A 22635-nucleotide genomic window follows, 5' to 3' on the forward strand; every position below is an offset into this window, starting at 1 on the left:
ACGGCTGCGCTACGCGCCGGCCCTAAGCAGAGCGACCGTCCGACCACTTCCTGACAGCGTTGGGTTCGGCATCATCCGCGACCACGCGGTGCGAGCGCAGCGATGCACTCCGTGCCCGTGCCTCCGACCTGCGATGATGCGTGCGCGTAGCGCAGCCGAAGGCGTCCCACCGATAACCTGGTTAGCAGGCTGCCAACAACCTAAAGTCGGGTTCGTCCAATAGTCCGTCGACGCAGGCACCGGACAGGGAGCGTAGCTGGCTCGAACCACCAATCACATCAGCGGAAATCACCACCGCCCGAACCACCAACGCCGATGACTTTATTGCCAGCCGCATAGGCGACGCGTTCCTTGGTTACTTTCTGTCGCTCGGACAGAAAGTGACTCGCCGGCTACGCCGGCGAAACAGCCCACGCCCGCCAAGAGCCACAAGCCGCCCGCAAGGCTGCAACAGGCCAAACACCACCCCGCCAAGAGCCCACCGCAAGCGCAACCCTCGCATCCCTGGCAGGGGGTAAACCCTGCCTATCGATATCAACCTCGATGTCTTATTCTTCGATACGCGGTATCACTGAATGAAACAGCGTCTCGAGAAACGAACCAGAATCACCATGCCTTGCCTTGCTGTCCACCTGATTGCCCATGTTGTCCGTCTTGCTGCGACGGCCCTTGCCGCCATAGCGCTGCTTGCCGGCCCCCACGCCGTACACGCCGCCGACCTGCGCATCGGCTACAAGGCCGAGATCAGCGCTGCCGACCCCCACGTCCTGGACGCCGCCGGCCGCAACCTGTGGGGCCACGTGTATGAGACCCTGGTCGGCCTGGACAATGCACTGCGCCCGGTGCCCCAGCTGGCCACCGCATGGCGCCAGCTGGACGACCGCAACTGGGAATTCCAGCTGCGCCCAGGCGTGCGTTTCAACAACGGTGAGCCATTCACCGCCGAGGACGCACACTACTCGATCGAGCGCGCCATGACGTTGCCCGGTGCGCGCACCTTCCGCACTTACCTGAAGTCGGTTGCAGCAGTAGAGGTGACGGGGCCGCTGACGCTGCGCGTGCGCACGCGCTCGCCCAACCCGGTGCTGCCGCAGAACATCGGCATGGTGGCGATGCTGCCGCGCTCGTTGGGCAAGGCCGTGCGCGAGGCCGACTTTGCCCATGGCAGTGCCAGCATCGGCACCGGCCCTTACCGGCTGGTGGCCTGGGAGCACGGCCAGGAGCTGACGCTGGCGCGCAATCCAGGCTACTGGGGCGGACCGCAGCCGTGGGAGCGCGTGGTGTTCCAGTTCATCCCGAAAGAGCCGGCGCGGGCCTCGGCGCTGCTGTCGGGGCTGGTGGATGTGATCGACGCCTCGTCGGCCAGCATCGCCGAAGCCTTTGCACGCACCAACGGCCGCATCCGCACCGTATCGGCCACCTCGTACATGCTGAACTACCTGCAGCTGGACCAGGCGCGCGCGGTGTCGCCATATGTGCAGGACAACGCCGGCCAGCCGCTGGCGGCCAACCCGTTGCGCGATGCCCGGGTGCGCCAGGCCATCAGCCTGGCCATCGACCGCGACCTGATCGCGGCGCGCGTGACCAAGGGCGATTCCGTGCCGGCCGGGCAGATGGTGCCGCAGGGCTTCTTCGGCTTTGCCCCGGCCGTGCCGGCGCCGCGTGCCGATGCCGCGCGGGTGCGCCGCCTGCTGGCCGAAGCCGGCTATCCCGAGGGCTTCCGCCTGACGCTGCATTGCCCCAACGACCGCTACCTGAACGACGCCAAGACCTGCGAGGCGGTGGGGCAGATGCTGACCCGCGCCGGCATCCGCACCGAGGTGCGCACGCTGCCGTACTCGGTCTATATCACCCGCGCCACGTCGGGCGGCGAGGGGGGCAAGCCTGAGTTCAGCGCCTTCCTGCTGGGCATCGGCGCGGTCAGCGGCGATTCGCTGGAGCCGCTGGTGGCGGTGGCGCATGCGCAGGACAAGGCCGCCGGGCTGGGCGCCAACAACCGCAGCGGCTATGCCAACGCGACGGTGGATGCCCTGATCGAGAAAGCGATGCACACCATGGCGCCGGTGCCGCGCGACCTGGCGCAGCAGCGCGCCGCCGAACGGCTGGCGGCCGACGCCGGCATCGTCCCGCTGCATCACCTGCGCGCCGCGTGGGCCTATCGCGACGGGCTTGCCGTGCAGCCGCGCAGCGATGGCTTCACCTATGCCGGCAATATCCGCCCGGCGCCGCCGGCCGCCCCGCAACGCTGACCACGCCACCCGCATCCCGCCTTCCTCATCATGCTTGAAACCCTACTCAAACGGCTGCTGCAGAGCCTTGCGGTGCTGTGGCTCATGTCGGTGCTGACCTTCTGCGCCGTCAACCTGATCGGCGACCCGGTGCACCTGCTGGTCAGCCCCACCGCCACCGAACAGGAGATCACCGAGGCGCGCCACGCGCTCGGCCTGGACCTGCCCATGCCGCAGCAATACCTGCGCTTCCTGCAGGGCGCCCTGCACGGTGACCTGGGCGATTCCTTCATCTACAACCGGCCGGCGATCGAGCTGATCGTCAGCCGCGTGCCGGCCACGCTGGAACTGGCCGTGACGGCGCTGCTGCTGTCGCTGGGCATCGGCATCCCGATGGGCGTGTTTGCTGGCCTCAAGCCGCATAGCCGGCTGGCGCGGATGCTGATGGCGTGCTCGCTCGGCGGCGTGATCATGCCGACGTTCTGGATCGGCATGATCGGCATCCTGGTGTTCTCGGTGAACCTGGGCTGGCTGCCTTCGGGCGGGCGCGGGCCGGTCAGCACGGTGCTGGGCGTGCCGCTGTCGGTGACCAGCTGGGAGGGCATCCGCTTCCTGCTGCTGCCGGCGCTGACGCTGTCGCTGTTCAAGATTTCGCTGGTCGCGCGCCTCACTGAGGCCGGCACGCGCGAAGTGGCGGGTCAGGAGTACATCAAGTTTGCCCGCGCCAAGGGCGTGGGCGGCGCGCGGCTGGTGCTGCGCCATGTGGTGCCCAATGTGCTGATCCCGATCGTCACGGTGGTCGGCCTGGAGTTCGGCCACCTGATCGCGTTCTCGGTGGTGACCGAGTCGGTGTTCTCCTGGCCTGGCATGGGCAAGCTGATCATCGATTCGGTGCTGGCGCTGGACCGTCCGGTGGTGGTGGCCTACCTGCTGGTCACGCTGGTGCTGTTCGTGGTGCTGAACCTGGTGGTCGACCTGCTCTACGTGGTGCTCGATCCGCGCCTGCGGCACAAGCCGGCCTAGACACCGCGTCCGCTGCCGCATTTTCCCCCTGCAAAAGAACGAGACTGAACCGATGTCCCTGCCTGTATCTGAAGCCGACACCGCCGTGCCCGCGCTTGCGCCGGCCGCGGCGGAACCGGCGCCTGCCGCCGCGCCGCCTGCGGCACGGCCCTCGCTGCTGCGGCGCTTTTGCGCCAACCGCGTCTCTGCCGCCGCGCTGGCATTGCTGGTGACGCTGCTGCTGGTGGCCGCGCTCGCCCATGTGATCAGCCCGCAGAATCCCTATGACCTCGCCACGGTCTCGGTGATCGATTCCGAACTGCCGCCGGGCAGCATCGGCTACGAAGGCCAGTCGCACTACTGGCTGGGCACCGACGGCGCCGGGCGCGACCTGCTCAGCGCCATCTTCTATGGCATCCGCATCAGCGTGGGCGTGGGCGTGATCAGCGCGGTGGTGGCGCTGATGGTGGGTAGCGCCGTGGGCCTGGCCGCGGCGTACTTCGGCGGGGTAGCGGATGCCGCCATCATGCGCGTGGTCGACCTGCAGCTGAGCCTGCCCGCGGTGCTGGTGGCGCTGATCCTGCTGGCGGTGCTGGGGCAGGGCGTGGACAAGACCTTGCTGGCGCTGGTGATCGTGCAGTGGGCCTACTTTGCCCGCACCGTGCGCGGCGCGGCGCAGGTGGAGCGGCGCAAGGAATATGTCGAGGCCGCACTTGGCCAGGGTTTGCCGGCGCTGCGCGTGATGTTCGGCCATATCCTGCCCAACTGCATGGCGCCGCTGGTGGTGGCCGGCACACTGCAGATCGCGCATGCGATCACGCTTGAGGCCACCATGAGCTTTCTCGGCATCGGGCTGCCGCGCACGCAGCCGTCGCTGGGCATGCTGATTGCCAATGGCTTCGAATACATGCTGTCGAACAAATACTGGATCAGCATCTTCCCGGGCGTGGCCCTGGTGCTGCTGATCGGCTCGATCAACCTGGTGGGCGACCGCCTGCGCCGCGTGCTCAATCCGCGGCTGGAAGGGTAAGGAGCCCGGCATGGCACTACTGGAAGTTACCGGCCTGAGCACCAGCTTCGCGTTCGCGCGCGGGGCGGTGAAGGCGGTGGATGGCGTGTCGTTTGCGCTGGAGCCGGGCGAGATCCTCGGCATCGTCGGCGAGTCCGGCTCGGGCAAGTCGGTGACGGCGTTTTCGCTGATGAACCTGCTGGACCCGCCCGGGCGCGTCACTGGCGGCTCGGTCCGCTTCAAGGGACAGGAGCTGCTGGCGGGTTCGCCGCGCCAGTGGCAGGCGCTGCGCGGCGACCGCATCGCGATGGTGTTCCAGGATCCGATGATGTCGCTCAACCCGGTGATGCGCGTGGGCGACCAGCTGGCCGAGACCGTGCTGGTGCATCACCGCCGCACCCGCGCGCAGGCGCAGGCGCAGGCAGTCGACGCGCTGACGCGCGTGGGCATCCCGGCGCCGCAGGAGCGCATGCGCGCCTATCCGCACGAGCTGTCGGGCGGCATGCGCCAGCGCGTGGCGATCGCCAATGCGCTGATTAACCGCCCGGACCTGATCATTGCCGACGAGCCCACCACCGCGCTTGACGTCACCATCCAGGCGCAGATCCTCTACGAGATGAAGCAGCTGGTGCGCGAGACCGGTGCCGCCGCGATCTGGATCAGCCATGACCTGGCCGTGGTCAAGGACCTGGTCGACCGCGTCTGCGTCATGTACGCCGGCAGGGTGGTGGAGCAGGGCCCGGTCGCCGACCTGATCGAGCGGCCGCTGCATCCGTACACGCGCGGGCTGCTGGATTCGCTGCCCACGCCGGCCATGCGCGGCGCAACGCTGCGCGCGATCCCGGGCGCGGCACCGGCGCTGGCCGCGCTGCCGCCAGGCTGCGCCTTTGCGCCGCGCTGCCCGCGCGCGCAGGACGCATGCCGCCAGGCGCCCGCCGAAACCACCGTGCGCGGCCGGGCGCTGCGCTGCTTTTATCCCCTGGAGGCGGCATGACAGTCATGCTTGAAGCGCGCAACCTGCAGAAACGCTTCTCCATGAAGCCCGGCCTGCTGGGACGCATGTCTGGCAAGCCGGTGCAGGCGGTTTATGCCGTCAATGATGTCTCGCTGCAGGTGCGCAAGGGCGAGGTCCTGGGCGTGGTCGGCGAGTCCGGCTGCGGCAAGTCCACGCTGGGCCGCATGCTGGCCGGGCTGCTGCCGCAGACGGGCGGCGAGATCGCCTGGGAAGGCAAGCGCGCCGATATCGCGTCCGCCGGCTATCACCGCGGCGTGCAGATGGTGTTCCAGAACCCCTATGCCTCGCTCAACCCGCGGCTGCGCATCGGCCCGGCCATTACCGAAGGCGCTGTCTACCACGGCATGGTCAAGCGTGCGCGCGCCGCGTCGTTCGCTGGCGAACTGCTGCAGCAGGTGGGGCTCGATCCCAGCTACGCCGGGCGCTTCCCGCATGAGTTCTCCGGCGGCCAGCGCCAGCGCGTGGCCATCGCCCGCGCACTGGCGCTGCGCCCGCGCCTGCTGATCTGCGATGAGGCCGTGTCCGCCCTTGACGTTTCGGTGCAGGCGCAGATCATCAACCTGTTCATGCAATTGCGGCGCGAGCACGCACTGACCTATGTCTTCATCAGCCACAACCTGGCTGTGGTGGAGCATATGTCGGACCGCGTGGTGATCATGTATTTGGGCCGCATAGTCGAGAGCGGCGCTGCGCGTGACGTGTTCGCCGCGCCCAACCATCCCTATACCCGGGCCCTGCTGGCCGACGCGCCGCGCCTGGGCGCCAGCCCGCCCGCGCACCAGCCGATCCGCGGCGAGCTGCCCAGCCCGCTGGCGCCGCCCACGGGCTGCGCCTTCCATCCGCGCTGCCCGCATGCGAGCGCGCGTTGCGCGGCCGAAGTACCGGTGCTGCGCGATATCGGCGGACGGCTGTCCGCCTGCCATCTGAATGACTAGTCCACTGAATCATTGACATGGCAGGCACCGACCAATTTCAGTGATTCAGCGGACTAGATAGCCGCCGCCCGGCGCGGCCAGCCCACGCTCCCCTGTGCATCGATGCCATCCCGCCCCGCGCGGCGGGCGGGGACCGTGCGCGCTGCGCGGGCAGATCACGCGGCATTCGGGACCACCCGAGGGGGACCTGTGCGTTGGCACACAACAAGAGAGGGAGCAGAAGCATGAAGAGTATCCAGACCAAGAGCGCGCTCAAACGCGCCTGCATCGGCGGCGCGCTGGCGCTGCTGTCGGCCGCGGCCGACGCATCGGTGACGCTGTATGGACGGCTTGACACCGATATCGAATACCAGAAGGGGCCGGATGGTGGGGCCACGCAGATGACCGACAACGCCTCGCGCTGGGGCATGCGCGGCAGCGAAGACCTGGGCGGGGGCTTGCGCGCCGCGTTCGGGCTGGAGCAGGGCTTTGCCGCCGACAGCGGCACGGCCACCAACCCGCAGTTCCGCAATGCCTTTGTCGGCCTGCAGGGCGGCTTCGGCGCGATCGCGCTGGGGCGGCTGGATTCGGCGACGATCGTGGGTTCGCCGATCTATTCGCAGGTGACGCAGAACATCGACTTCGCCATCCATGATGCGGGCGCCACCGCCATCGGCACCAAGGTGCTGAACGCGCGCAACCGCGTGTCGAACGCGCTGGGCTACATGACGCCGGAACTTGGCGGCTTTTCCGTGCGGGCGCGCGTGAACCTGGCGGGACCCGATCCGGCCACGCCCAACGCCAGGTCGCCGGTGCAGGCCGAGGACGATTTCCGCCAGTACGATCTTGGCCTCAATTACGCCGCCGGCAATTTTGCCGCGGGCGTGGGCTATGCGCGCGATGCCAAGGCTGGCGGGCTGGTGGCCAATGATTTCCGCGACAAGGTGCAGGCCGCGGCGTCGTACGACTTTACCGTGGTCAACATCTATGGCATCTACGGGCGCGACCGCTACGCAGGCACCGCCGCCACGCGCACCGACGTGCCTTACTGGCTGGTCGGCTTCACCGTGCCCTATGGCGCCCACAAGCTCACCGTGAACTACATGGAGCGCGCAGTGCAGCGCGACCCGCAAGGCCGGCTCAAGAAGGTGCAGGCCGGCTACGGCTACAGCCTGAGCAAACGCACCATGCCCTACGTTTTCTTCGATCGCGAGGATCCTAACTCGCACAAGCCCGGTGACACCGTGACCACGGTCGGCATCGGCATCCAGCACAAATTCTGATAATGGCCCTTCCTTATTCGCTGACCGAACCGGCTGGCGCGGCACTGCCGCTGGTGGTGGACTCCCCGCACAGCGGGCTGGTGCATGCCGAGACCCTGCCGCTGGCGGCGCCCCCCGAAGCCCTGCTGACGGGCTGGGACGCCTATGTCGACCAGTTGTTCGCGCATGTGCCGATGGTGGGCGGCACGCTGCTATGCGCGGGCTTTCCGCGCTGGATGGTGGATGTCAATCGCGCCCGCGATGACATCGATCCCGCGCTGATCGACGGTGCCATGCCCTATCCCGTGCAGCCCAGCGACAAGTCCGGGCGCGGCATGGGCGTGCTGCGCCGGCTGGCGCTGCCGGGCGTGCCGGTGTACGCCGCGCCGCTGTCGCCGGACATGGCAGAGTATCTGCTGAAGACCTACTACGATCCCTACCACGCCGCGCTGTCCGGCCTGCTGGCGCAGCGCCATGCGCGTGCGGGCGCGGTGTGGCACATCGACTGCCATTCGATGAAGTCGCGCGGCAATGCGATGAACGTGGACAATGGTGCGGGGCGGCCTGACTTTGTGATCAGCAACGGCGATGGCGCCACCTGCTCGGATGCGTTTATCGACCTGGTGGCGCAGTGCCTGCGCGGCTACGGCTACCGGGTGGGCATCAACTGGCCGTACAAGGGCGCGGAGCTGATCCGTGCCTATGGCGACCCGGCGCACGGCCGCCACAGCCTGCAGATCGAAATCAACCGCGCGCTCTATATGGACGAGGCAAGTTTCTCGCCGCACGGCGGCTTCGCGGCGCTGCGCGGCCACCTCGACCAGTTGCTGGAGGAGGTGGCGGCATATATCCGCGCGGCACTGGCGCGATGATGGCGCGGCGTGCTCAGATCACCTTGCCCGGATTCATCAGCCCCTGCGGATCGAGTGCGCCCTTGATCGCGCGCATCATGGCCAGCTCGACCTCGCTCTTGTAGAGCCGGTTTTCCTCGCGCTTGAGCTGGCCCAGCCCGTGCTCGGCGGAAATCGAGCCGTTATGCGAGCGCACGCTGTCGTGCACGATGCGGTTGACCTGGTCCTGGTGCGCCAGGAAGGCGTCATGGTCGACGCCTTCCGGCGGCGACACGTTGTAGTGCAGGTTGCCGTCGCCGAGGTGGCCGAAGGTCACCATGCGCGCGCCCGGGAAGGCGTTCTGCAGCAGCGCGTCGGTGGTCTCGATAAAGTCCGCCACGCGCGACACCGGCACGGCGATATCGTGCTTGATGTTCTTGCCGTCTTCCACCTGCGCCAGCGGGATATGCTCGCGCAGGTTCCAGAAGTCGCGCGACTGCTGCACCGATTCCGCCACCACCGCGTCGGTGGCCACGCCGGCATCGAAGGCGGCCGACATCATGGTTTCAAAGATGCCGCGCGCATGGGCTTCGCTTTCGCTGTCGGACAGTTCCAGCAGCACCAGCTGCGGGTGGATGTCTGCGAACGGATAGCGCAGCTGCGGGAAGTGCCGCGTCACCAGCGTCATGCTGAGCGCGGACATCAGCTCGAACCCGGTCAGCATGGCGCCCGCATGCGATTGTGCGATGGCCAGCAGCGCCAGCGCGGCGCGCGGGCTCTGCACCGCGGCCAGCGCGGTGACCGAGGCGCGGGGCAGCGGGAACAGCTTCATCACCGCCGCGGTGATGATGCCCAGCGTGCCCTCGGCGCCGATAAAAAGGTCGCGCAGGTCGTAGCCGGTGTTGTCCTTGCGCAGCCCGCGCAGGCCGTGCCAGATCTCGCCCGAGGGCGTCACCACTTCCAGGCCCAGGCACAGCTCACGCGTGTTGCCGTAGCGCAGCACCGCGGTGCCGCCGGCATTGGTCGACAGATTGCCGCCGATGGTGCAGCTGCCTTCGGCCGCCAGGCTCAGCGGAAACAGCCGGCCGTGCTCGCGCGCCACGTCCTGCAGGTGCTGCAGCACCACGCCGGCCTCGACCGTGATGGTGTTGTTGAGCGGATCCACCTGGCGGATGCGGTGCAGCCGCTGCAGCGAGACCACCACCTGGTCCTGCCCGGCCACCGGCGTGGCACCGCCGCACAGGCCGGTGTTGCCGCCTTGCGGCACCACGGCGAGCTTGTGGGCATGGCAGGCATGGACTACCTCTGCGACCTCCTCGGTGGTGCCGGGGCGCAGCACTGCCAACGCCTCGCCGCGATAGCGCTTGCGCCAGTCGGTCAGGTAGGGTGCCTTGTCGGCTGCATCGGTCAGCACGTGCTGCGCACCCAGCGCGGCGCGGCACAGTGCGAGGAAGGAGTCTTGAGGCGAGGTCATGGCGATGGCGGAATGGGGGTCAGGACTTGGGCGCGGCTGCCTTGCTGGCCGCCCGGGCGCGGCGCTTGTAGGGGCGCAGGTACAGGATGGTGCTGGCGAAGTACACCAGCGTCAGCGCCACCTCTACCCACGCCAGCGTGGACGAGGGGGCGCGGTCGCTGGTGGCGCGCACGATGCCCTCGGTGAAGAACAGCAGGATCAGCATCGACGACCACTGCATGGTGTAGCGGTTGCGCGTCAGCACGCCGCGCAGCGGCAGCAGCAGCGGCAGGAACTTGATGATCAGCCACGACCCCCCGGGGCGCAGCGGCGCAAGCAACCATTCCCAGGCAATGCACAGCACCATCAGCGCCAGCAGGCTGCCCACGCTGAGCCGGTACAGCCAGGGGCTGTGCAGCGCCTGGTCGCTGTCGGCGGTCGGCATGTTGCTCGGGGTCATGCTTCGGCTCCTGCCAGGCGCAGCGCGGTCTGCGCCAGCCGCCGGCCCATGGCGAGGGCCAGTGCCGATTCGTCTTCCGTGACCGGGCCGCGGTTGTCGCCGTGGGCATGGTGGCTGGGGCCGTATGGCGTGCCGCCGGAACGGGTGGTCATCAGGCCCTTCTCGGCATACGGCAGGCCCATAATCAGCATGCCGTGGTGCAGCAGCGGCAGCATCATCGACAGCAGCGTGGTTTCCTGCCCGCCGTGCAGGCTGCCGGTGGCGGTGAACACGCAGGCCGGCTTGCCGGTCAGCGCACCCGACAGCCACTGCGCCACGGTGCTGTCCAGGAAGTACTTCACCGGCGCGGCCATGTTGCCGAAGCGGGTGGGGCTGCCCAGGGCCAGGCCGGCGCATTCCTCCAGGTCGCGCAGCTCGGCATAGGGCGGGCCGTCGGCCGGGATATCGGACGCGGTGGCCTCGCACACGGTCGAAACCGGCGGCACCGTGCGCAGCCGGGCCTGGGCGCCGGGGACGCTGTCGATACCGTTGGCAATCAGTTCGGCAAGTTTGCGGGTGCTGCCGTGGCGGCTGTAATACAGGACGAGGATGTCGGTCATGGAGCGGGATGGCCGGCGGTGGCGGGGCGGTGTTGCGCGAAGGGTGCCGGAAGCAATGCGCGTATTATAGATGCGCCCCCCGCGCCATCTCCCATCGGCTTCGCGCCCCCGGCGCCGCGGGCCGCCTGTTTATCCGTCAGAACCAGATCCAGGAGGTTGTTTGCGCATGATTGGACCCCGCGTTGCCCGCCTGCGCCGGGAATGGAACCTGCAGAAGGTTCGCGCCCTGGCGCGCTATGCGCTGCGCCGCGCCGGCGAAGACCGGCTGCCGCAGGTTTCTGCCAGCCTGACCTTCACCACCGTGCTGGCCGTGGTGCCGGTGCTGACCGTGGCATTCGCGCTGCTGGCCGCGTTCCCGGTGTTCCGCGACTTCCGCAACGCCATCGAGGCGTTCCTGTTCCAGAACCTGATCCCGGGCAACGTCAGTGAATCGATCCAGCGCTACCTCGGCATGTTCGCCAAGAGCGCGCGCGGGCTGACCGCAATGGGCCTGGGCGGGCTGATGGTCACCTCGGTGCTGACCATGCTGACCGTGGAAGACGCGCTCAATGCGATCTGGCGCGTCAAGCAGCGTCGCCCGCTGGCGCAGCGGGTGCTGGTGTTCTGGGCGGTGCTGACCTTCGGGCCGGTGCTGATCGGCGCGAGCCTGTCGATCAGCTCTTACCTGATCTCGATCTCGGCGGGCTATGTCGGCACCATGCCGGTGGGGCTGGGGCTGCTGGTGAGCGCGACGCCGGTGCTGCTGTCGGCGCTGGCCTTCGCCTTCCTGTACACGGCGGTGCCCAATGCCTATGTCGAATGGCGCGATGCCATCGTGGCCGGCCTGGTGGCGGCGATCGCGTTCGAGTTTGCCAAGCGCGGCTTCGGCTATTTCATCACGCATATCCCGACTTACACGGCGGTCTACGGCACCTTTGCGGCCCTGCCGATCTTCTTGCTGTGGATCTACCTGAGCTGGCTGGTGACGCTGCTGGGCGCTGCCATTGCCGCCAACCTGCCGGTAATCCGGCAAGGCTACTGGCGCCGCCGCACCTTTGCCGGCAGCGAGTTCTTCGATGCGCTTGGCGTGCTGCTGCTGCTCTACCGCGCGCGCGACGAGGTGCCGCGCAGCGTTGGCGAACTGGACCTGGGCCGCAAGCTGCGGGTCGAGGCCGATTACCTGTCGGGCCTGCTGGGCAAGCTCAAGGCCATGCATCTGATCGGGCGCCTGCAGCAGGAGCGCGGCCAGGCTCACTGGGCGCTGCTGTGCGATCCGTCGCAGGTGACGCTGCGCACGCTGCATGACCGGTTGGTACTGAACCTGCCGCGCCTGCCGCGCACCGCGCTGGCACAGCATCTGCGCGGTGCCGATGCGCTCAAGTCGGTCCTGGACAATCCGCAGCTGGATCAGACGCTGGAGGAGGTGTTCCGGCAGCAGCCGGCCGATCTGCCGCCGACGAAGGGGGATGGGGATGGGCAGCGGCAGCGGCGTACGCTGGAGGTTGTGCCACCGGGGTGGCATGGGCAGGTTTGAGGATTTTTGGGGGCTTGGGGTTTTGCGGTTGGGTGTCGTGCTTGGTGGGCGTGGGCTGTTTCGCCGGCGTAGCCGGCGACCTACTTCTTGTCCGAGCGACAAGAAGTAGGCAAGAAGCGCGTCGCCTGGGCGGCTGGCCATAAATTGCTCGGCGTTGGTGGTTCGGGCGGTGGTGATTTCCGCTGATGTGATTGGTGGTTCGAGCCAGCTACGCTCCCTGTCTGGTGCCTGCGTCCACGGACTATTGGACGAACCCGACTTTAGGTTGTTGGCAGCCTGCTAACCAGGTTATCGGTGGGACGCCTACGGCTGCGCTGCGCGCACGCATCATCGTAGGTCGGAGGCCCGGGCACGGAGTGCATCGCTGCGCTCGCACCGCGTGGTCGCGGATGATGCCGAACCCAACGCGGTCAGGAAGTGGTCGGACGGTCGCTCTGCTTGGGGCCGGCGCGCAGCGCAGCCGTAGGCGTCCCCCCGATACCGGTCTTAGCAGGCTGCCAATCCCCTAAAGTCGGGTTCGTCCAATAGTCCGTGGACGCAGGCACCGGACAGGGGGCGTAGCCGGGTCGAACGGGCACACCATCGAACGGAAATCACCGCCGCCCGCACTACCAACGCCGAGGAATGGATTGCCAGCCGCATAGGCGACGCGTTCTTTGGTTACTTTCTGTCGCTCGGACAGAAAGTGACTCGCCGGCTACGCCGGCGAAACAGCCCACGCCCGCCAAGCACGACACCCAACCGCAAAACCCCAAGCCAATCCAGCCCCCTCAGAACGCAATCCTCCCCCGCCAGATATCGGCATACATCACCCAATCCCCCATCAGGCTATAGACCGGATGCCGAAACGTAGCCGGCCGGTTCTTCTCAAATCCGAAGTGCCCGACCCAGGCAAAAGCATAGCCTGCGACCACCGCGGCAAGCAGCCACCAGGCATTGCCAGTCACCGCCATCGCCACAAGGCACAGTAGCGCCACCGTCGACCCGGCAAAATGCAGCCGCCGGCAGGTACGGTTTTGGTGTTCGTTCAGGTAATAGGGATAAAAGGCCGCGAAGTTCTCGAACTCGCGCGCGCGGGCGTGGGCCATAGCTGTCTCCGGCAGGTCTTGCTTTGTGCAGTGTAGACCGTCTGCGCCGAGGGGTCGGATGGCTGGCAGCCGGCGTGGCCGGCCAGCCATCCGCGGCCAGACTCAGCCGGCCGCGACCACCTTGCGCGCAAAGTCCGCCAGCGCGTCCAGCACTTCATCCGGGCGTTCGCCCATCAGCGCGTGGCCGCACGGCACCGTGACCAGGCTGGTCTTGGCCATCTTGCCGGCGAGCGCCTGGGCCGCCTTGGGTGACGTCATCATGTCCTTGGTGCCGGTGATGAACAGCGCGGGGCAGGCAACCGCGGCCGCGGCCTCTTCGCCATGGGCGTAGGCATTGCAGGCCGAGAAGTCATTGTGGAACACATGGGCCTGCGGGTTGTTGCGCGACACGCGCTCCATCAGCCGCTGGCTGCCGCCATGCATCCACGCTCCCGGCCCGGGCGAAGACGGCTTGTTGGCCAGGCTCGAATGCGACCAGGTGTTGACCATGGCGATGGCCTCGCCCTCGCGGTTGAGCGAGGCGTCCAGCAGCGCGTCCGAGACCTTCATCGGGTAGGCCGTCGCCAGCAGGCCGATGCCGCGCACGGCCTGCGGATGCCGCGCCGCGCATTCCAGCGCGATCAGCGAGCCCATGCTGTGGCCGAACACGAAGGACGGCGCCTTGACGCCGGCGGCCGCCACCAGCGCCATGATCCAGTCGGCCATGGCCTCGACGGTGGCCAGCGGCGCGCCCTTGCTGCGGTTGTGGCCTGGCAGGTCCACCGCCAGCACCGAGAAGCCGTGGTTGGCAAACCAGCGCGTCTGCAGGGCCCACACGCTGTGGTCGTTCTGCGCGCCGTGGACGAACACGGCACAGGGCAGGGCGGGATCGAACGGTTTGCCGCCGGTATAGGCGTAGGCCGGCTGGCCTGCAATGGTCAGTTCCATCAGGCTTGCCCTCCCTTATGACCAGTCCCCGCGCTCATCGCCTTCTCGGCCGCCTTCAGGCCGCGCTTGAGATCGTCGATCAGGTCATCCGGGTCTTCCAGCCCGATCGACAGCCGGATCGTGCCCTCGGTGATGCCGGCCGACTGCAGCGCCGCCGCGTCCATGCGGAAGTGCGTGGTCGAGGCCGGGTGGATCACCAGCGAGCGCGCGTCGCCCACGTTGGCCAGGTGCGAGAACAGCGACATGCTCTCGATAAAGCGCTGGCCGGCCACGCGGTTGCCCTTCAGGTTGAAGCTGAACACCGCGCCGCAGCCGCGCGGCAGCAGGCGCTTGGCCAGTTCGTAGTCCGGGTGCGATTCCAGTTCCGGATAGGATACCGATTCCACCATCGGGTGCGAGGCCAGGAACTGCACCACCTTGCGGGTGTTGTCGACATGACGGCTCATGCGCAGCGGCAGCGTCTCCACGCCCTGCAGCAGCTGCCAGGCGGCCATCGGGTTCATGCAGGCGCCGAAGTCGCGCAGGCCCTCGCGGCGCGCGCGCAGCAGGAAGGGCGCCACCGTGCTTTCCTCGGTGAACACCATGTTGTGGAAGCCTTCATACGGCTCGGACAGCTCCGGGAAGCGCCCGGAGGCCTCGAAGTCGAAAGTGCCGCCTTCCACCAGCACGCCGCCGATGGTGGTGCCGTGGCCGCCCAGGAACTTGGTGGCGGAATGGTAGAGCAGGCCGGCGCCGTGGTCGAACGGGCGCAGCAGGTAGGGTGTGGTGAAGGTGGAATCCACCAGCAACGGGATGCCGTTGTCCTGGCCCAGTTGCGCGAGCGTCGGGATGTCCAGTACGTCGAGCCCCGGATTGCCCAGGGTCTCGCCGAACAGCAGCCGGGTATTGGGCCGGATCGCCGCGCGCCAGGCGTCGATGTCGCGCGCCTTGACAAAGGTGGTTTCGATGCCGAAGCGGCGCAGCGTGTAGTGCAGCAGGTTGTGCGAGCCGCCGTACAGCGCCGACGAGGCCACCACGTGCGAGCCCGCGCCCATCAGCGTGGCCACCGCCAGGTGCAGCGCGGCCTGGCCCGAGGCCGTGGCGATGGCGCCGGCGCCGTTCTCCAGCGCGGCGATGCGTTCTTCCAGCACGGCCACGGTGGGATTGGATATACGGGAGTAGACGTGCCCCGCGCGCTCCATGTTGAACAGCGACGCGGCGTGCTCGCTGTCGCGGAACACGAAGGACGTAGTCAGGTGGATGGGGGTGGCGCGGGCCCCGGTGGCGGGGTCTGGCGCGGCGCCGGCGTGCAGCGCCAGCGTGTCGAATCGGGTTCCGGACATGGTGAGTCGCCTTGAGTTGTCTCCGGCCAGCATCGTAGCACCGTGCGCCCGCCGACGCCCGCAAACCGGCCTCCCGCTTTACTTTGACGGCGGGTTTGGGCTAGGATCGGCCAACGGGGCGCCGTGATGCAGCGAGCGCCCGCACACCCATAGACAGATAACAATGTGACCGGTATCGCCTCCTGTGCCCCCGGCCGGAGCGATGCCCTCAGTTTGAGCGCAGGCAGCGGAGACCAACATGAAAGTCAGCGACATCCTCCAGATCAAGGGCAATGCGCTCTATACCGTGACGCCTGACACCTCCTTGCTGGTAGCCGTCCACACCATGGCCGAGCACGATATCGGCTCGCTGGTGGTGATGGAATACGGCGATCTGGTTGGCATGCTGACCTTCCGCGAGATCATCGAGACGCTGGCCCGCAATCACGGCAACGTCGGCACTACCAGCATCCGCAAGGTGATGGACGATGCGCCGCTGACCTGCACCATGGAGACCGACGTCAACGAGGTCCGCCGCATGATGCTGGAGCGTCACACCCGCTACCTGCCGGTGCTCGACAACCGCACGCTGATGGGCGTGATCTCCTTCTACGACGTGGCCAAGGCCGTGGTCGAGGACCAGAGCTTCGAGAACAAGATGCTCAAGGCCTATATCCGCGACTGGCCGGAAGAGCGCGCCGAGTGATCGCGCCGGGCCGCCCGGCCTGAAGCTTCCTTCGGAAATACCCTCGGTTGGCGCCACGCGGCCGTGGCGGGGTGGCGGCCGAACGCCGGCTCCGGCACACTAGCCGGCGTTCCCATTTCCGCGGCGGTCCCCTGACCGACCGGCCCACCCATGAGCCAACACAGCCAGTTCCGACTGCTCGGCCTGCGCCGCTTCGCCCCGTTCTTCTGGACCCAGTTCCTGGGGGCGATGAACGACAACGTCTTCAAGGTCGCTTTCACCTCGCTGGTGACCTACCACACGGCGCTGTTCGAGGGCGTGGACGCGCGCAGCGCGGCTTTCCTGATCTCGGCCATCTTTATCGCGCCGTTCGTGCTGTTCTCGGCCACCAGCGGGCAGATTGCCGACAAGCTGGAGAAGTCGCGCCTGATCCGGCTGGTCAAGTCACTGGAAATCGCCATCATGGTGCTGGGCCTGGCCGGCTTTGCCTGGCACAGCGCGCCGCTGCTGTACGCCGGCACCTTCCTGATGGGTCTGCATTCCACGCTGTTCGGGCCGGTCAAGTTTGCCTACCTGCCGCAGCACCTGGATGAAAGCGAGCTGGTCGGCGGCAACGGGATGGTGGAGATGGGCACCTTTGTCGCGATCCTGATCGGGACCCTGATCGGCGGCGAGCTGGCCGGGCTGCAGCAGGGCGGCACGATCGTGGGGCCGATGTACGTGGGTGCGGTGTGCGTGGTGATCGCCGTGGCGGGGCGGCTGGTGTCGGGCCGCATCCCGGTCTCGCCGGCGCCGCAGCCGGACCTGCGCATCAACTGGAACCCGTTCTCCGAGACCTGGCGCAACCTGGTGCTGGCGCGCGGCAACCGCACGGTATTCCTGAGCCTGCTCGGCATTTCGTGGCTGTGGTTCCTGGGCGCCACCTTCCTGACCTCGTTCTTCAGCTATGCCAAGGATGTGCTGGGCGGCGACCAGAACGTAGTGACGCTGCTGCTGGCGGTGTTCTCGCTGGGCATCGGCACCGGGTCACTGCTGTGTGAGCGTTTGTCCGGGCGCCATGTCGAGATCGGCCTGGTGCCGTTCGGCTCGATCGGCATGACGGTGTTCGCGGTCGACCTGTACTTTGCCAGCCAGGGGCAGGCGCCGGCCGCGCTCAGTGGCATTGGCGGCTTCCTGGCGGAACCGCATCACTGGCGCGTGCTGGTCGACCTGTTCCTGCTGGCCATGTTCGGCGGCTTCTACAGCGTGCCGCTGTACGCGCTGATCCAGAGCCGCAGCGCGCCCACGCACCGCGCCCGCATCATCGCCGCCAACAACATCCTGAACAGCTTCTTCATGATTGCCGCGTCGCTGCTGGGCGTGGCGATGACGCAGGCGGGCTACAGCATCCCGCAGCTGTTCCTGGTGGTGGGGCTGCTCAATGCGGTGGTGGCGGTCTACATTTACTCGCTGGTGCCGGAATTCTTGCTGCGCTTTATCGCGTGGATCCTGGTCCATACGCTCTACCGGCTGCACCGCGTCAACGCCGAGCGCATTCCCGCCGACGGCCCGGCCGTCCTGGTCTGCAACCACGTCAGCTTTGCCGACGCGGTGGTGCTGATGGCCTGCAGCCCACGCCCGGTGCGCTTCCTGATGGACCACAACATCTTCAGGGTGCCGCTGCTGTCGTGGTTCTTCCGCCAGGCCCGCGCCATCCCGATCGCGCCAGCGCATGAGAATCCGGACATGCTCAAGCGTGCCTATGACAGCGTGGCGCAGGCGCTGGGCGATGGGGATCTGGTCTGCATCTTCCCGGAAGGCAAGATCACCGCCACCGGCGAGATCAACCCGTTCAAGCAGGGCGTGCAGCAGATCATCCGGCGCACGCCGGTGCCGGTGGTGCCGATGGCGCTGCGCGGGCTGTGGGGCAGCTTCTTCTCGCGCAAGGGGGCGCCGGCAATGTCGCGGCCGTTCCGACGCGGCATCCTGAACCGGCTGGAACTGGTGGTGGGCGAGCCCGTGCCGCCCGAGGCCGCCACCCCGGAAGGGCTGCAGCAGATGGTGCAGGCCCTGCGTGGCGACTGGCGTTAAATCCGTTGTGCGGAACCCGAAACCACGATGATCACCCTCTATACCTTTGGCCCCGCCTTCGGGCTGCCCGACGCCAGCCCCTTCGTCACCAAGGCCGAGATGCTGCTCAAGCTGGCCGGCCTGCCTTACCAGGCGCGCCGCGGCAGCCTGCGGCGCGCGCCCAAGGGCAAGCTGCCCTACCTGGACGACATGGGCCGGATCGTGGCGGATTCCACCATGATCCGCTGGCATATCGAGAAGACCTACCACATCGACTTCGATGCCGGCCTGAGCGCGGCCGAGCGAGGCATCGCCTGGGCTGCCGAGAAGCTGATGGAAGACCACCTGTACTGGGCGGTGGCGCGGGTGCGCTGGCTGGACCAGGCCAACTTCGACAAGGGGCCGGCCCAGTTCTTCCGCGGCGTGCCGGCGCCGGTGCGCGGCCTGGCCGAGCGGCTGGTGCGCTACAAGGTGCGCAAGACGCTGTGGGGGCAGGGCCTGGGCCGGCATAGCGAAGAAGACCTGGTGGCGCTGGCCAGCAAGGGCGTGACCTCGATCGCCGACATCCTGGGCGACAAGCCCTACCTGATGGGTAACCAGCCATGTGGGGCCGACGCCACGCTGTTTGCCTTTGCCGGCAGCCTGCTGTGCCCCGTATTCGACACTCCGATCCGCACCGCGGCCGAGGGGCACGCCAACCTGGTGGCCTATATGGCGCGGATGCGCGCCGAGTTCTACCCCGAGCTGGCGCTGGAAAGGGCCGCCGCCTGAGCCTGTCGGGCCGTCCTGCGGCCGCCCGCGGCCCGCCATTGGCCTTACAATGGAGACCTTCCCCAATTCCTGTGCGGTTTCCATCATGTCCGGCAACACCCTTGGCCTGCTTTTCACTGTTACCACCTTCGGCGAATCGCACGGGCCCGCCATCGGCGCGGTGGTGGACGGCTGCCCGCCGGGCATGGCGCTGACCGAGGCCGACATCCAGGGCGACCTGGACCGCCGCCGGCCCGGCACCTCGCGCCATGTCACGCAACGCCAGGAACCCGACCAGGTCGAGATCCTGTCTGGCGTGTTCGAGGGCAAGACCACCGGCACCCCGATCTGCCTGCTCATCCGCAATACCGACCAGCGCAGCAAGGACTACGGCAATATCGTCGAGACCTTCCGCCCGGGCCATGCCGATTACACCTACTGGCAGAAATACGGCATCCGCGACCATCGCGGCGGCGGCCGCTCGTCGGCGCGCCTGACCGCGCCGGTGGTGGCGGCCGGGGCGGTGGCCAAGAAGTGGCTGCGCGAGCAGTACGGCACTGAGATCCGGGGCTACATGTCGCAGCTGGGCGAAATCGCCGTGCCGTTCACGGACTGGTCGCATGTGCCGCAGAACCCGTTCTTCGCGGCCAATGCCGACGTCATTCCTGAACTGGAAACCTATATGGACGCGCTGCGCCGCGATGGCGACTCCGTCGGCGCGCGCATCGAGGTGGTGGCCAGCAAGGTGCCGGTCGGCCTGGGCGAGCCGCTGTTCGACAGGCTCGACGCCGACATCGCCCACGCCATGATGGGCATCAACGCGGTCAAGGGCGTGGAGATCGGCGCCGGCTTCGACAGCGTGGCCCAGCGCGGCAGCGTCCATGGCGACGAGCTGACCGCCGAGGGCTTCCGCACCAACAATTCCGGCGGCGTGCTGGGCGGCATTTCCACCGGCCAGGACGTCACCGTGTCGCTGGCGATCAAGCCGACGTCTTCCATCCGTACCCCGCGCGAATCGATCGACAAGGCAGGCAATGCCGCCACCGTCGAGACCTTCGGCCGCCACGACCCCTGCGTCGGCATCCGTGCCACGCCGATCGCCGAGGCCATGCTGGCGCTGGTGCTGATCGACCACGCCCTGCGCCATCGTGCCCAGTGCGGCGACGTCAAGGTCGATACGCCGCGCATTCCCGCGCAGGCCGGCCAGACGCCTTGAGCTGACGTCGCGTTGGCCACGTCTTTTGCGGGCGGCGGCGCCACCGGCGCCGGCCGCCCCGATTACGCCCGTTTCGGGCTCTTCTACCTTGGCTACTACGGCTACGTCGGCCTGATTTCGCCGTACGTCAGCCTGTATTTCGCCGACCGCGGCTTCAACCCGGTGCAGATCGGCGTGCTGATGGCGAGCTTCCAGGTCAGCCGCATCGTCGGGCCCTACCTGTGGGGCTGGCTGTCCGACGTGATGCACACGCGCGTGCGCATCCTGCGCGTGAGCGCGTTCACCTCGTTGCTGGCCTTCCTGATGCTGCCGGGTGTCGGCAGCTACGGCGGCATGATGGCGATGATGCTGACGCTGAGCCTGTTGACCAGCGCGATGTCGCCGCTGGGCGATGCCCTGAGCATCTCCACGCTGCGCCGCTACGGCGCCTTCGACCATAGCTACGGCCGCATCCGCATGTTCGGCTCGGTCGGCTTTATCGGCGCGGTGCTGGCCGGCGGGGCGCTGTTCGAAGCGGTCGGCATGCGCGCCTTCCCGTGGGTGGCCAGCACGCTGCTGGCGATCCTGGCAGGGGTGGTGCTGACCATGCGCGACGCCGCCGACGACGGCCCGCACACGGCGCCGCCGCGCGCCTTGCCGCTGTTGCGCCGCCCGGACGTGGCCTGGTTCCTGGCATCAGCCTTCCTGATGATGTTCGCGCACGCCGCGCTCTATGTGTTCTATTCGCTGTGGCTGGCACAGCTGGGCTACAGCAAGTTCGCCATTGGCGTGATGTGGACCATCGGCGTGGTCGCCGAGATCGTTTTCTTCTACTACCAGGGCCTGCTGTTCGCGCGCTACCCGCTGCGCACCATCCTGGCCGGCACCTTTGTGCTGGCGGCGCTGCGCTTCGGCCTGACCGGCTACCTTGCCCAGTTTGCCTGGCTCATGGCGCTGGTGCAGGTGCTGCATGCGGCGACCTTTGCCGCGCACCACAGCGCCAGCCTGAAGCGGCTGCAGGCGTGGTTTGCCGGGCCGCTGCAGGGGCGCGGGCAGGCGCTGTACACGGGCATTTCCTACGGCGTCGGCGGCACGCTGGGCGGGCTGGCGATGGGCTGGACCTGGAACGCGCTGGCGCCCGAGCATACCTTCGGGCTGGCCGCCATTGCCGCGGCGGCCGGCGCGTTCTGTGCGGTAATGAGCTTTCGCGCGGAAGGCGATGGCGCGGCTCAGGCCAGCGCCGCGCAGACCCGCTCGGCGATCGCCAGCGACGAGGTCAGCCCCGGCGACTCGATGCCGAACAGGTGAACCAGCCCCGGCACGCCATGCACGGCGGGGCCGTCGATGCGGAAGTCCGCCGCCGCTTCATGCGGGCCGCTGATCTTGGGGCGGATGCCGGCATAGCCCGGCTGCAGCGCGCCGTCGGCCAGCCCCGGCCAGTAGCGGCGCACCTCGTCATAGAAGCCGTCGGCGTCGGCCGGGTCCACGCCGTATTCGATCTCGTCGATCCAGCGCACATTGGGTCCGAAACGCGCCTGGCCGCCCAGGTCGATGGTCAGGTGCACGCCCAGGCCGGCGGCCTCGGGCACCGGGTAGATCAGCCGTGAGAACGGCGCCCGCCCGGCCAGCGTGAAATAGCAGCCCTTGGCGTAGTACTGCGGCGGGATATGGGCCTCGGGCATGCCGTCGATGCGGCGCGCCAGTTCCGGCGCGGTCAGCCCGGCCGAGTTCACCACAGTGCGCGCCAGCAGCGTGGTGGCGCTGCCATCCTCGTTGCCGATCTCCAGCCGGATGCCGTCCGGCGTCACCGCGCCGCCCAGCACCGGCGACTGCACCGCCAGCATCGCACCGGCGTTTTCCGCCTCGCCCAGCAGCGCGGTCATCAGGCCGTGGCTGTCGACAATGCCGGTCGACGGCGACAGCAGCGCGGCATGGCACTGCAGTTGTGGCTCCAGCGCCTGCGCCTCGGCGCGGCTGACCAGGCGCAGGTCGTCCACGCCGTTGGCCGCCGCCTTGGCGCGGATGCCTTCGAGCGTGGCCACCTGGGCTTCGCTGGTAGCCACGATCAGCTTGCCGCAGCGCTGGTGCGCCACGTGGTGGCTGGCGCAGTAGTCGTACAGCATGGCCTTGCCGCGCACGCACAGCTGCGCCTTGAGCGAGCCGGCCGGATAGTAGATGCCGGCGTGGATGACCTCGCTGTTGCGCGCGCTGGTGATGGTGCCGAAGGCGTTCTCGGCTTCCAGGATGATCACTTCGCGGCCCTGCAGCGCGAGCGTGCGCGCTGCCGCCAGTCCTACCACGCCGGCGCCGATGACGACGCAATCCACTGTTTCCATGGTTGTTCCTTGCTCCAAT

General features: G+C 68.0%; 20 protein-coding genes. 13 read left to right on the forward strand and 7 right to left on the reverse strand.

The window, feature by feature from the left end:
- Nucleotides 1-611 precede the first annotated feature (611 nt).
- The 7 genes from A3A5_RS0109075 (at nt 612) to A3A5_RS0109105 (ending at nt 8302) form a co-directional block, all read left to right on the forward strand.
- Nucleotides 612-2249 (forward strand): ABC transporter substrate-binding protein, encoded by a 1638-nt coding sequence (locus A3A5_RS0109075; RefSeq protein ID WP_018310282.1) that lies wholly within the window; start codon nt 612-614, stop codon nt 2247-2249.
- Between the two features lie 30 nt (nt 2250-2279).
- The gene (locus A3A5_RS0109080) at nt 2280-3251 is read left to right on the forward strand and encodes an ABC transporter permease (RefSeq protein ID WP_018310283.1); all 972 of its coding nucleotides are present in this window, start codon (nt 2280-2282) and stop codon (nt 3249-3251) included.
- A gap of 52 nt (nt 3252-3303) precedes the next feature.
- Nucleotides 3304-4260 (forward strand): ABC transporter permease, encoded by a 957-nt coding sequence (locus tag A3A5_RS0109085; protein WP_018310284.1) that lies wholly within the window; start codon nt 3304-3306, stop codon nt 4258-4260.
- Nucleotides 4261-4270: 10 nt separating this feature from the next.
- A complete protein-coding gene (locus tag A3A5_RS0109090; protein WP_018310285.1) occupies nt 4271-5233 on the forward strand; it encodes an ABC transporter ATP-binding protein in 963 nt (320 codons plus the stop codon).
- Nucleotides 5230-6189, forward strand: coding sequence for an ABC transporter ATP-binding protein (locus A3A5_RS0109095; protein WP_018310286.1), 960 nt, complete (start codon nt 5230-5232; stop codon nt 6187-6189). Before A3A5_RS0109090 ends, A3A5_RS0109095 begins: the two co-directional genes overlap by 4 nt.
- Nucleotides 6190-6413: 224 nt before the next feature.
- Complete coding sequence (locus tag A3A5_RS0109100; RefSeq protein WP_018310287.1) at nt 6414-7451, forward strand: porin; 1038 nt, start codon at nt 6414-6416, stop codon at nt 7449-7451.
- A gap of 2 nt (nt 7452-7453) precedes the next feature.
- Nucleotides 7454-8302 (forward strand): N-formylglutamate amidohydrolase, encoded by an 849-nt coding sequence (locus tag A3A5_RS0109105; protein ID WP_018310288.1) that lies wholly within the window; start codon nt 7454-7456, stop codon nt 8300-8302.
- Between the two features lie 13 nt (nt 8303-8315).
- Here the strand turns inward: A3A5_RS0109105 and A3A5_RS0109110 are convergent, their stop codons facing one another.
- The 3 genes from A3A5_RS0109110 to wrbA are packed head-to-tail and all read right to left on the reverse strand — an operon-like array spanning nt 8316 to nt 10772.
- Complete coding sequence (locus A3A5_RS0109110; RefSeq protein WP_018310289.1) at nt 8316-9734, reverse strand: FAD-binding oxidoreductase; 1419 nt, start codon at nt 9732-9734, stop codon at nt 8316-8318.
- A gap of 19 nt (nt 9735-9753) precedes the next feature.
- Nucleotides 9754-10173 (reverse strand): DUF2069 domain-containing protein, encoded by a 420-nt coding sequence (locus tag A3A5_RS0109115; RefSeq protein ID WP_018310290.1) that lies wholly within the window; start codon nt 10171-10173, stop codon nt 9754-9756.
- Complete coding sequence (wrbA, locus tag A3A5_RS0109120; RefSeq protein WP_018310291.1) at nt 10170-10772, reverse strand: NAD(P)H:quinone oxidoreductase; 603 nt, start codon at nt 10770-10772, stop codon at nt 10170-10172. The genes A3A5_RS0109115 and wrbA overlap by 4 nt, the downstream gene beginning before the upstream one ends.
- 166 nt (nt 10773-10938) lie before the next feature.
- On the opposite strand from wrbA, the gene A3A5_RS0109125 reads away from it, so the two are divergent.
- A complete protein-coding gene (locus A3A5_RS0109125) occupies nt 10939-12285 on the forward strand; it encodes a YihY family inner membrane protein (protein ID WP_018310292.1) in 1347 nt (448 codons plus the stop codon).
- A 770-nt stretch (nt 12286-13055) separates the two neighbouring features.
- On the opposite strand, the gene A3A5_RS0109130 is transcribed toward A3A5_RS0109125, so the two are convergent.
- From A3A5_RS0109130 to A3A5_RS0109140, 3 genes are all read right to left on the reverse strand, one after another.
- Nucleotides 13056-13373, reverse strand: a complete 318-nt coding sequence (locus A3A5_RS0109130) for an Mpo1-like protein (protein WP_018310293.1) — start codon at nt 13371-13373, stop codon at nt 13056-13058.
- A 102-nt stretch (nt 13374-13475) separates the two neighbouring features.
- On the reverse strand, nt 13476-14300 hold the full coding sequence (locus A3A5_RS0109135; RefSeq protein ID WP_018310294.1) for an alpha/beta fold hydrolase: 825 nt from the start codon (nt 14298-14300) through the stop codon (nt 13476-13478).
- A complete protein-coding gene (locus A3A5_RS0109140) occupies nt 14300-15622 on the reverse strand; it encodes an O-acetylhomoserine aminocarboxypropyltransferase (RefSeq protein WP_018310295.1) in 1323 nt (440 codons plus the stop codon). The genes A3A5_RS0109135 and A3A5_RS0109140 overlap by 1 nt, the downstream gene beginning before the upstream one ends.
- 238 nt (nt 15623-15860) lie before the next feature.
- On the opposite strand from A3A5_RS0109140, the gene A3A5_RS0109145 reads away from it, so the two are divergent.
- From A3A5_RS0109145 to A3A5_RS0109165, 5 genes are all read left to right on the forward strand, one after another.
- A complete protein-coding gene (locus A3A5_RS0109145) occupies nt 15861-16307 on the forward strand; it encodes a CBS domain-containing protein (protein WP_018310296.1) in 447 nt (148 codons plus the stop codon).
- A gap of 150 nt (nt 16308-16457) precedes the next feature.
- Nucleotides 16458-18356 (forward strand): MFS transporter, encoded by a 1899-nt coding sequence (locus A3A5_RS0109150; protein WP_018310297.1) that lies wholly within the window; start codon nt 16458-16460, stop codon nt 18354-18356.
- 27 nt (nt 18357-18383) lie between these two features.
- A complete protein-coding gene (locus tag A3A5_RS0109155; protein WP_018310298.1) occupies nt 18384-19106 on the forward strand; it encodes a glutathione S-transferase C-terminal domain-containing protein in 723 nt (240 codons plus the stop codon).
- 85 nt (nt 19107-19191) lie between these two features.
- Entirely contained in the window at nt 19192-20301 is a 1110-nt protein-coding gene (gene aroC, locus A3A5_RS0109160; RefSeq protein ID WP_018310299.1) for a chorismate synthase, read from the forward strand.
- Between the two features lie 12 nt (nt 20302-20313).
- Nucleotides 20314-21588: an MFS transporter gene (locus tag A3A5_RS0109165; RefSeq protein WP_018310300.1), complete on the forward strand. Its 1275-nt coding sequence runs from the start codon at nt 20314-20316 to the stop codon at nt 21586-21588.
- On the opposite strand, the gene A3A5_RS0109170 is transcribed toward A3A5_RS0109165, so the two are convergent.
- Nucleotides 21510-22616, reverse strand: a complete 1107-nt coding sequence (locus A3A5_RS0109170; RefSeq protein ID WP_018310301.1) for an NAD(P)/FAD-dependent oxidoreductase — start codon at nt 22614-22616, stop codon at nt 21510-21512. The genes A3A5_RS0109165 and A3A5_RS0109170 overlap by 79 nt on opposite strands.
- Between the last annotated feature and the right edge of the window lie 19 nt (nt 22617-22635).

The sequence above is a fragment of the Cupriavidus sp. UYPR2.512 genome (genome assembly GCF_000379565.1).
Classification (GTDB): Bacteria; Pseudomonadota; Gammaproteobacteria; order Burkholderiales; family Burkholderiaceae; genus Cupriavidus.